8 protein-coding genes are annotated in these 10,221 nt (G+C 66.4%); 7 read left to right on the forward strand and 1 reads right to left on the reverse strand.

From position 1 onward, the window contains the following. Positions 1 to 114 precede the first annotated feature (114 nt). The 4 genes from ACIN94_RS31695 to ACIN94_RS31710 all read left to right on the forward strand — a co-directional run bounded on the left by ACIN94_RS31695 (position 115) and on the right by ACIN94_RS31710 (position 4,813). On the forward strand, positions 115 to 1,056 hold the full coding sequence (locus ACIN94_RS31695) for an enoyl-CoA hydratase/isomerase family protein (RefSeq protein WP_400714326.1): 942 nt from the start codon (positions 115 to 117) through the stop codon (positions 1,054 to 1,056). Beyond that, positions 1,053 to 2,615, forward strand: coding sequence for an acyl CoA:acetate/3-ketoacid CoA transferase (locus ACIN94_RS31700; RefSeq protein ID WP_400714329.1), 1,563 nt, complete (start codon positions 1,053 to 1,055; stop codon positions 2,613 to 2,615). Before ACIN94_RS31695 ends, ACIN94_RS31700 begins: the two co-directional genes overlap by 4 nt. Before the next feature lie 85 nt (positions 2,616 to 2,700). Next, a complete protein-coding gene (locus tag ACIN94_RS31705) occupies positions 2,701 to 4,032 on the forward strand; it encodes an MFS transporter (protein WP_400714332.1) in 1,332 nt (443 codons plus the stop codon). A 91-nt stretch (positions 4,033 to 4,123) separates the two neighbouring features. After that, complete coding sequence (locus ACIN94_RS31710; RefSeq protein ID WP_400714335.1) at positions 4,124 to 4,813, forward strand: FadR/GntR family transcriptional regulator; 690 nt, start codon at positions 4,124 to 4,126, stop codon at positions 4,811 to 4,813. A 196-nt stretch (positions 4,814 to 5,009) separates the two neighbouring features. Here the strand turns inward: ACIN94_RS31710 and ACIN94_RS31715 are convergent, their stop codons facing one another. Next, the gene (locus tag ACIN94_RS31715) at positions 5,010 to 5,696 is read right to left on the reverse strand and encodes an SDR family NAD(P)-dependent oxidoreductase (protein WP_400714338.1); all 687 of its coding nucleotides are present in this window, start codon (positions 5,694 to 5,696) and stop codon (positions 5,010 to 5,012) included. Between the two features lie 591 nt (positions 5,697 to 6,287). On the opposite strand from ACIN94_RS31715, the gene ACIN94_RS31720 reads away from it, so the two are divergent. The 3 genes from ACIN94_RS31720 (at position 6,288) to ACIN94_RS31730 (ending at position 9,916) form a co-directional block, all read left to right on the forward strand. After that, positions 6,288 to 7,142 (forward strand): LLM class flavin-dependent oxidoreductase, encoded by an 855-nt coding sequence (locus ACIN94_RS31720; RefSeq protein WP_400714341.1) that lies wholly within the window; start codon positions 6,288 to 6,290, stop codon positions 7,140 to 7,142. 337 nt (positions 7,143 to 7,479) lie between these two features. After that, positions 7,480 to 8,778 carry a Dyp-type peroxidase gene (locus ACIN94_RS31725; RefSeq protein ID WP_400714344.1) on the forward strand — a complete coding sequence of 433 codons (1,299 nt, stop codon included), beginning with the start codon at positions 7,480 to 7,482 and terminating at the stop codon, positions 8,776 to 8,778. A 76-nt stretch (positions 8,779 to 8,854) separates the two neighbouring features. Continuing rightward, the gene (locus tag ACIN94_RS31730; protein WP_400714347.1) at positions 8,855 to 9,916 is read left to right on the forward strand and encodes a beta-propeller fold lactonase family protein; all 1,062 of its coding nucleotides are present in this window, start codon (positions 8,855 to 8,857) and stop codon (positions 9,914 to 9,916) included. Positions 9,917 to 10,221: the final 305 nt, after the last annotated feature.

Consider the following 10,221-nt stretch of genomic DNA (forward strand, 5'->3'; position numbering starts at 1 on the left):
TCGCCGCTCAGATATCAGAGGCGGCCGGCGACGCTGTTGAGCAGCGACGTCCCGCCCGGATCCACCCGCCAATTCGCCAGTCGAACTGATGGGCACAGGACGTACGGCCAGCGCATGTCGAACCCATGCGCTGAATCGGCGCGGCTGAGCAACGGCGCCGAGGGGGCGGGTGTGCGGTGCAGCCGGGCGGCAAACGCCACCGACAAGCCGTTCGCCGACAAGCCGTTGACAATTGGTCAGTGTCCAGACCAATATTCCCTGACTATGGACATCGCATCGAACAACCGGTCCGACGCGGAGCTCAGTTGCGAGCGGGATGGGTCGGTGGCTGTGCTGCGGCTCAACCGCCCCGCTGCGCGGAATGCGCTCAGCAGCGGGCTGGTGGAGCAACTGAGTGCCACCCTGACAGCACTCGACGACAACGACGAAGTGCGGGTAGCCGTGCTGGCCGCCGCCCCGCCGGGCTTCTGCGCCGGATCCGACCTGAAAGAACTGGCAGGCATGTCGGTCAGTGAAATGGTCCGCCACGAGGCCCGTACCGGTCACGCGGTACGCGCCATTCAGCAGCTGGGCATCCCCGTCATCGCCGCGGTCGAGGGATTCGCGCTCGGCGGCGGTTTCTTGCTGGCCACCGGATGCGACGTCGTCGTCACCGCCGACAACGCGCGCTGGCACCTGCCCGAAGTGCAGCTTGGCTGGGTTCCGCCCTGGGGGCTGCAGACCCTGATCGCACGCGTTGGTCCGGTCACCGCCAGGCGTCTGGCGTGGGGCGACCAGCCCCTGACCGGGCGGGACTTGTACCAGCTCGGCGCGGTTGACGATCTCGCCGAGCCCGGCCAGGCCCTGCAGCGCGCGTGTCAACTCGCCGCTCGCCTGGCCGCTCTTCCACCCCGCGCCGTCGCCTCGACAAAGCGGGCGCTGGCCGATGCCACGGTCGGCTCCGCCGAGGTGCTCGACGTACGTACGACGTGGATGTTCGGCGAGGACTGCATGTCCGAGACCGCGCAAGCCAGCCTAACCACTTTCGCCCGCAAGACGCTGAAGGAGCGCCAATGAGCAAGATCTGCGACGCGGCTGACGCCGCAGCCCTGATCAAGGATCACCAGTCAGTTGCGAGTACCGGAGTCATCGGCTGGTCCACCCCGGACGCGGTTCTCCGAGCGATCGGGGAACGGTTCGAAGCCACCGCCGCTCCGCGCGAGCTGACGTTCTACTTCCCAGTCGGCACCGGGGACGCCGTGGGCATCCCGGGTATGGATCACGTGGCCAAGAAGGGGCTGATGCGCCGAATCGTGTCCGGCTCCTACATCAATCCCCGTCATCCAGTCACCGGGGCACGACCGGCCCTGATGGACCTGATCCAAAACGACCTCATCGAGGCCTACAGCTGGCCGATCGGTGCGACGATGCACTGGCTGCGCGAAGTTGCTCGCCGCAGTCCCGGCTACCTGACCCGTATCGGCCTTGACACCTACATCGATCCGCGTCATGGAGGCGGGAAGTTCACCAGCCTGGCCCAAGACGACCTCGTCGAAGTGGTCGAGTTCCGGGGCGAGGAGTACCTGTTCTACCCGACGTGGCCGCTGGATGTGGGCATCGTGCGCGCCACCGCCGCCGACGAGCAGGGCAACCTATCCTTCGAGGATCAGCCGCTGACGTCGAGCGCAATCGCCCTCGCCCTCGCGGTCAAGGCCAGCGGCGGCAGGGTTATCGCGCAGGTCTCCAAGATCGTACCACGCGGATCCCGTCCCGCTCACGAGGTGCGAATCCCCGGCGTACTCGTCGATCACGTCGTCGTCGCCCCCGATGACATGGTCGGCACCGACGTTCGCGACGATCCGGGATACCTGCGTGTCGTACCCGACGCCGTCAACCATCTCCCGCGTCTGCCCGCCGGCCCGGACAAGGTCGTTGCACGCCGTGTCGCACAAGAGATCCGTCCAGGTGAAACGGCGATCTTCGGATTCGGCGCCTCCTCGGACGCGATCCTTGCCATGGCTGAGGACGGCGCTCTCGATGATGGCCGCCTCGACGATTACGTGTTTACCACCGAACACGGGCCGTTCGGCGGCGCCGTCATGAGCGGATGGCAGTTCTCCGCCAACTATGCGCCGGAAGCGCTGCTTGACGGTGCCTATCAGTTCGACTTCATCGACGGTGGTGGTTGCACCTTCGCCGCTCTCGCCTTCGCTCAGATCGACAGGGCCGGAAACGTCAACGTCAGTCGCTTCGGGACGGCCAATCCAGGAGCAGGCGGGTTCATCGACATCGCCGAGAACGCACGCCGTCTTGTCTTTGCCGGCACCCTCACCACCGGTGGGCTGGATGCAGGAACCGAGAACGGCGAGTTGAAGATCCTGCGCGAGGGCAAGGTGTCGAAGTTTGTGCCCGAGGTCGACCACGTCACCTACCGAATCCGCGATGGAGTCCGTCGCGGCCAGCAGGCCCGCGTCATCACCGAACGCGCCGTTTTCGACGTCACCCCCGACGGGCTGGTTCTGATCGAGGTAGCACCCGGCATCGACGTGCGCCGTGACGTTCTGGATCAGATCGGCTTCCCGGTCCAGCTAGCCGACGAGGTCACCACCATGGACGCCGCACTTTTCCGTCCATAACGGCACCACCTCCCTGACCACCTCCCCGGCCCCGCGAGTGGTCGCCCCCAACCCCCAAGGAGATCCAGTGGGCACAACAGCAGCAGTGCAAGAGGTTCCACCCCCCACCAACCGAGCCCGTATCCGCTCCGTCGTCAGTGCCAGCGTCGTTGGCACTGCCATCGAATGGTACGACTTCTTCATCTACGGCACCGCCGCCGCGCTGGTGTTCGGGCCGCTCTTCTTCCACCAGGACAGCGCCGCCGGCACCATGGCCGCCTTCGCTACCTACGCGGTCGGTTTCGTCATCCGCCCGGTCGGCGGCGCTGTCTTCGGACACTTCGGCGACAAGCTTGGGCGCAAGACGATTCTGCTCATAACCCTGGTCATCATGGGCGCTACTACCGTGCTCATCGGCTTGCTGCCCACCTACGAACAGATCGGACTGTGGGCCCCCGCGCTCCTGGTCCTACTGCGCATGGCTCAAGGATTCGGCGCGGGCGCCGAATTCGCTGGCGCGGCCATCATGGCCGTGGAATTCTCCCCAGCGCGCCGCCGCGGCTACTACGGCAGCTGGTCACAGGTCGGCGTCGCGATCGGCCTGGCCGCCGCCAGCGCCGTGTTCGCCCTGGTGCAGCTGCTTCCCCCCGACCAGTTCATGTCCTGGGGCTGGCGGATCCCGTTCCTGGCCAGCAGCGTCGTCCTCGGCATCGGCGTCTGGATCCGGCTGCGTATCAGCGAGACGCCGGTGTTCAAGGAAGTACAGAAGGAGAAGCGGGTCGCCAGATCTCCGCTGATGGAGGTGCTGCGTGGCGACCTGAAGAGTTTCCTGGTCGTCCTCGGCATGCGCTTCGCCGACAACGCGGTGCTGTACATCCCGGTGACGTTCGCTCTGGTCTACCTCAAGGGCAAGGACGTACCCGGCTGGGTTGGCCTGGCCGGTGTCTTCCTCGCCGCCGCCGTGCAGGTGGCGACCATCCCGCTGTTCGGTGCGCTGTCCGACCGACTCGGCCGGCGTGTGGTATACGGCGGAGGCGCCGGGGTCGCCGCCATCCTGATGGTGCCGTTCTTCCTGATGCTGGACAGCGGCAACGCGGCCCTGATCTGTTTCGCCATCGCCATTCTCGGTGGGCTGGTATACAGCGCTATGGCCGGCAGCCAGCCGGCGTTCTTCTCGGAGCTGTTCCATCCACGGGTGCGCTACACCGGCGTCGCCGGCGGCCGGGAACTTGGCGCGGTCTTCGGCGGTCTCACCCCACTGGCCGCCACCGCCCTGCTCGCCGCTTACTCCACCGGAATGGCGGTGGCGTTCCTCGTGATCGGCATGTGCGCGATCACGGTCGCAGCGGTAATCTGGGCGCCGGAAACCCGCGGCCGCCAGTTCGACGTCGAGCGAGCCAGCGAACAGGCCGAGATACGAGATCAAATCCACGGGTAAACTTGGCCGGGCCGCCGCCCCGGCTGGGTCTACCAACCGGGGCTAAGGCTTCACACAGGATGCAGGGCGACGCAAACGATGGAGACGCCGGGTGAGGAAAGACGCCAGCAACCTGCCGTTCGCGCTCGCCCCCATCCCAAAGATTGACGTGTTCCGCGCCGTGCTGAGCCAGCTGCAAGACGTCGTCGACCAGCTCCAACCCGGTGACCGTCTAGGCTCCGAGCGGGAACTAGCCGAGAAGCTCAAAGTCAGCCGGGTGTCGGTCCGGGAAGCTCTGCGCGCCCTGGAAAGCATGGGGAAGGTCGAGATCCGGCGGAGCGCAGGCACCTTCGTCACCCAACACCGGCCACGGCAGCCGCTTCAACTCCCCTCGCCCGCTGACGTTGACAACGACTATATCCGCCACCTGAGCCAAGTCCGCGAAGCATTGGAGTGCGCGGTCGTAAAGGGTGTGCTCGCTCACCCGGAGGCCGACCTGAGGCCTGCCCGCACAGTGCTCGACCAGGCCGGCAAGGAGTTGAACACGGCCGACAACCACTCGGGAAGCCTTGACCTACGGTTCGAGTCAGCGCTGGCCCGACAGTGCGGTAACCCCGTGCTGGCTGACCTGCAACGAGCCGTTCACGAGATGTGGATCGACGGGTGGGTCCAGCTCGGCGGTGCGGTGAATGACGCGCCGCGGCTTCACGCCGAACATCTGGGTATTCTCGCTGCCATCGAGGCTGGTGACGTCACCACCGCCACCCGTCTGATGGCCGAGCACGTCAACCCGCAGACCTAACGGCGGCCAACGGCGATCCCGCGCCGCCGGCCCGCGAAGCCATCCTGACACCTCCGGCATTGCCTTGTCCTACCCCGGGGAACCCTGCCGGGGGTTTGCAGCGCCGCCGCGCGTCGTTGTGGACGCTGCCCCGACTGCGGCATTGACCGCGCGCTTCCCGGCCTGCGGCCCGACAACAACACCCCTACGGGATCCCTCAAGTGACGAGTAGTCCGCCCTCGACGAACAGGTCGTGGGCGTTGACGCCGGTGTTGCGGAGAAGGAAGTCGGTGGCGTCGACGATCTCCGTCGTTGTCACGAGGCGTCCGATTGGGGTACGCGCTACGTGGGGATGGTCGGGCACGTCGCGCCACTTCGGGGTGTCTCCCACCACGCCCGGGTGGATCGCGTTGACGCGGTGGGGTGCGATCTCCATGGCCAGGGTTTTCACCAGACCGGTGATACCTCCGTTGGAGGCGGTCACCATGGTGGAACCGGGGTAGGGGCGTTCCTTGGCCAGGCCGCCGAAGAGCACGACCGACGCGCCGGGGGTGAAGCGGTCACGCAGGGCTCGCACAGTCTCGGGGTAGCCCACGAGTTTGATGGTCACGGTCTTGATGGCCTCGGTGATATCAAAGTCCGCGAGGGAGTTGACGCCCTGTTCGATGGCGGTGATCACCAGGTTGTCGACCGCGCGCACATCGACGAGTGCGGCGGCGATCGTCTCGGGCCGCGACAGGTCGACGGCCAGGCCTCGGGTCGTGCCGCCGATTTCGGCGGCCACGGTGTCGGCGCGCGCCGTGGTGCGGCTGGTGATGATGACGGTGTCGCCGCGGTCGGCGAATCGCTGCGCTACGGCGCGGCCCAGTCCGCTGCTTCCTCCGACGACGATCGAAGTGGTCATGATCCAGCGGTCCCTTCGGGTCGACAGGCAGCTGATACGGAATTCCATGTAGGACTTAAGCTAAGCAAGCCGTTAAGGACCGTGTCACCGACCTCAAGCGACAGCGTCTTGGCAGGTCAGGAAGATTGCCTTCGGTAGAGGCATCGACATCCCCAAACCATCATGGCATCCCGATACAAGCTGCTGACCTGCGTCTTCTCTCGTTTGGGGCTGGTGACGATCCTGCCGACCAATTCAGGATCATGCGGCGAGGGAGAGATCGAGCCGTGTGAGGCGCGGATATGGACGCTAGCCGTCATCCTTGCCACGCCAAAATGCCCTAAACCGGACAAATCATCATCATTAGGACTAGCCGGCCACAAACGTCGACCAATCCCCGTAAGGGTGACACGCACCGCCATGCGACTGTTCGCGCATGCGCGGCCCTCATGCCTGCGCGCACTCCAGGTATGGCTCCGGCTCGGCTGAGCACACGCTTTACGCATATAACCATCTGACCAGGTCTTTTATCGAACAGCGAGTCTGTACTGTGGGTGATGATTGTCCGGAATCAAGGGATCACACAACGCTGGTCCTAGAGGGGGCGATCCCATGAAAGTAGGTTTCGGCCTGCCCGTAAGCGACCCCGTGTGCCTGCTCAGCTGGGCTCAGCGCGTCGACGTCGGCCCCTTTTCGACCCTCGGTCTGCTCGACCGCATCGTGTACGACAACCCTGAAGCGATGGTCACTCTGGCGGCCATCGCAGGGGCCACCTCACGGATCCGCGTACAGACCGAAGTGCTGATCCCGCCCTTGCGTGCGACCGCCCTGCTCGCCAAGCAGACCGCGACCCTGGATCGGATTTCCGGTGGTCGCTTCACCCTCGGCGTGGGGATCGGGGCACGCGAGGACGACTACCGGGCCGTGGGCGTCGAGGTCCGTGGCCGGGGGCGCCGCCTGGATGAGCAGATGGCAGCTCTCCGGCGCGTCTGGGAGGGCGAGCCGTACGCCCAGGACATCGGACCGATCGGCCCCGCACCGGCCCGCCGGGGCGGCCCTGAAGTGCTGTTCGGAGGCTTCGTTCCCGCCACCGTCGAGCGCATCGCTCGCTGGGGCGACGGATTCCTCGGCGCTCACCTCACGCCGGAACAGATGGGGCAGTTCTACAGAGCCGTCAAGGCATCGTGGCAGGCCGCCGGGCGTGCCGGTCGTCCTCGGCTGGTGGCCCAGTCCAACGCCGCCCTCGGCCCTGAATCAATCCTGGACGAGGCGCGACACGCCCTCGGTGGCTACTACAGCTTCATGGGGGATGGCGCGAACAAGGTGGTCGACGAGATGCTCACCACACCGGAAGCGATCCGGCAGGCCGTCACCGCGTACGGCGAGATCGGCGCCGACGAGGTCATGCTCTACTGCTGGTCCTCCGACGTGGATCAGATCGACCGTGTCGCCGACACGGTCACCTGACCGGCCACGGGCCTCAGTGGAAGGCGGGCAGGTGAACTGAGGGGTCACGAAAGATCGAGGTCAATTTGGCTGTGGCGTCGAGAAACCGCAGCCACACGTGCGCTGTCCGCCTACGCAAACCCCACCCACTAGGTATGCGGCCCATCGCACAGAGCTGTCGAATGCTGCCGGAAGCCCCAAGCTAGTTGGTCCAAGGATGGCCAGATTTGGTCCAATGCCCACAGCGGCGCCCACCAGGCGCGGGGTACGTTGGCCGATATGCGCATTCGTCAAGATAGGGGTCGGTGAGGACGAGGTCGCAGACACGGTACGATGCCGAGCTCGTTTCGGGGGGTCCATGGCTGACGAAAGGCCGCCTGCCAGGGAGGCCGGGAGAGGTAACGGAGAGTGTCCGGCGGGGGCCTTCGCGCGGCGGTCGTTCCTTCAAGGCGCGGTCGCCGGCCTTGCCGGAGCGACGGGCGCGAGCCTGCTGGGCAGCGATCCGGCCCTGGCCGACAAGGCGAGCGGCGACAACGCGAGCCCCCGTCCGATTCCGTTCCACGGCTACCACCAGGCCGGCATCGCCACTCCCCCGCAGACGATCGGCACCTTCGCCGCCTTCGACGTGACCGCCTCCGGCCGCGGAGAACTCACCGACCTGTTTCGTACGCTGACCGTGCGTGCCCGCTTCCTCATCGCGGGCGGCACGCCGGAAAAGGCACCGTCGAGTTCACCGCCACCGGACACCGGCATCCTGGGCCCCGAGGCCGTCCCCGACGATCTCACCATTACCCTCGCCCTGGGCGCGACCCTCTTCGACGACCGCTACGGACTGGCCGACCGCAAGCCGGTCCAGCTCATCACCATGGCGCCCTTCCTCCATGACGACCTGGATGCCGCACTGTCCCATGGCGATCTGCTGGTACAGATCTGCGCCGGACACCGCGACACGACGGTCCGCGCGATACTTGACATCCTGGCGCACACCAACGGCGCGATGAGGCCGCGCTGGCGCGTCAACGCCCAGCGCAATCCGCCGCGCCCCGTCGGCACCCCACGCGACTGGTTCGGCTTCAAGGACGGCATCGCCAACCCGGACACCACCAACACCGCCCGGATGAACCAGTTGGTCTGGGTGCAGCCCCACACCCCTGAGCCCGCCTGGACGGCTGGTGGTACCTATCAGGTGATCCGCATCGTCCATTTCAACCTGGAAAAGTGGCAGCACGTGCCTCTTGCCCAACAAGAGCGGATCTTCGGCCGCCGCAAGGACAGCGGCGCCCCGATGTACGCCCTGTCCGAGAACGCCTCAGACACCCTTGATCCCATCTACACCAACGACCCGCAGGGACTGATCACCCCGCTGAACAGCCATATCCGCCTGGCCAATCCCCAGACCCCTCAGACCGCGTCGACCAGTGCCATCCTGCGCCGTAGCTACGACTACGACCGCAGCCCCGACGTACATGGCAACCTCGACATGGGGCATGCCTTCTGTTGCTTCCAGCGCGAGCTCGACACCTACATCACCATGCAGAACCGGTTGGAAGGCGAACTGCTGGTGCCGTTCATCAGCCCGCGGGGCGGCGGCTACTTCTTCGCCCTGCCAGGAGTGCGCAACGACCAGGACTACTACGCCCGAGGACTCCTGACCTGACCGCCGCCCCGGGGCGGGGCGGCGGTCTGCGGCGAGAGCGGCACGGCCACAGCCTGCAATGGGCACAGGAGGCGAGATGCACTTCCTACGGCGAACCCGAGCCGATGCCGCGAGCCAGCCGCGGAGCAGGGCGCTCCTGCCGACACTGGGGGCGGGCCTCGCGCTGCTGCTGGCCTCCGGGCTGCCCGCCGCACCGGTCGGTCCGCCCCCGGCCTCGCTCCCGGAACGCTCCGAGAGCGTCACCCCAGGCACCGACGGCCACGTGTACATCACCAACCAGCTCGACAACACGGTCTCCGTGATCGACGCCCGAACCAACAAGGTCGCCGCGACCGTACCTGTCGGCACGGGACCAGAAGGCATCGCGGTCGCCAAGGACGGCAGGCACGCCTACATCGCCGACAACGGATCGGCCGAGGTCTCGGTACTCGATACCCGCACCAACAAGATCGTCGCGACCGTACCTGTCGGGAAGGGCCCCAGCGGGGTCGACCTCAGCCCGGACGGCAGGTTCCTCTACATCGCCAACGGCGAGTCGAACAACGTCTCGGTTCTCGACACTCGAACCAACCGGGTGACCGCGTCCGTCCCGGTTGGCGTCTCCCCGGTAAGCGTGGCCATCAGTCGCGACGGCGCCACGGCCTACGTGGCCAATACCGGGTCAGACAGCGTGTCAGTCATTGACACCCAAACCCATCGGGCCACCCGGGTCCTGCCCGCAGGCCGCACCCCGGTGAGCGTCGCCGTCACCCCGGACGGCGGCTCAGCCTACGTCGCCAACGAGGAGGCGGCGAGCGTCTCGGTCATCGAAACCCGTACCGGAAAGATCACGGCGACCGTACCGGTCGGCGACGGCTGCTTCGACGTGGCGCTCGGACCAGACGGCCGCACGGCATACGCCGCCGTTCTCGGCCCAGGCAAGATATCCGTGATCGACACCCGTAGCCACCGCGTCTCGGCCACCATGTCCGTGGGGCCCCCAGGCACCGACCCGTTCAACCTGGCAGTCACCTCCAGCGCGGTCTACGTCACCGAACAGGGAGCGGGCACTCTCACGGTCATCGACCCCAAGACCCACAAGGTCGTCGCAACCATCACCGTCGGCAACAGCCCGTACGGCGTGGCAGTGAGCCCATGAGGGGCCCATCCCGGTAGTAATCGCCGAAAATCCAACTGCATCGGACATGCCCCTGACCTGCTCCGATGTGAGGGCGTCGCAGGACTGGTGTGCCGGTTGGTAGATGTGGCGGGCCGGGCCGAGGATGCCGCTGACTTTGCCCGGGGGCTCCACGTCGACGCTGGTCAGCGATATCCGTTGGATTTTCGGCAATTACTACCGGGACCCCTTGAAACCCCAGAGTTCCCGGGAACCCAAGGGTCGAGCCCAGGCTGTTGGGGTGGTCTGGGAGGTTGTGCACCCTTGGGTTCGCCGGAACCCAAGGT

This window comes from Streptosporangium sp. NPDC087985, assembly GCF_044741965.1.
Classification (GTDB): Bacteria; Actinomycetota; Actinomycetes; order Streptosporangiales; family Streptosporangiaceae; genus Streptosporangium.

Bases quoted from the DNA above. Each gene is read 5' to 3' on its own strand.
- ACIN94_RS31720 (WP_400714341.1), top strand. From the start codon at position 6,288: ATGAAAGTAGGTTTCGGCCTGCCCGTAAGCGACCCCGTGTGCCTGCTC.
- ACIN94_RS31695 (WP_400714326.1), top strand. From the start codon at position 115: ATGTCGAACCCATGCGCTGAATCGGCGCGGCTGAGCAACGGCGCCGAG.
- ACIN94_RS31725 (WP_400714344.1), top strand. From the start codon at position 7,480: ATGGCTGACGAAAGGCCGCCTGCCAGGGAGGCCGGGAGAGGTAACGGA.
- ACIN94_RS31700 (WP_400714329.1), top strand. From the start codon at position 1,053: ATGAGCAAGATCTGCGACGCGGCTGACGCCGCAGCCCTGATCAAGGAT.
- ACIN94_RS31730 (WP_400714347.1), top strand. From the start codon at position 8,855: ATGCACTTCCTACGGCGAACCCGAGCCGATGCCGCGAGCCAGCCGCGG.
- ACIN94_RS31715 (WP_400714338.1), bottom strand. From the start codon at position 5,696: ATGACCACTTCGATCGTCGTCGGAGGAAGCAGCGGACTGGGCCGCGCC.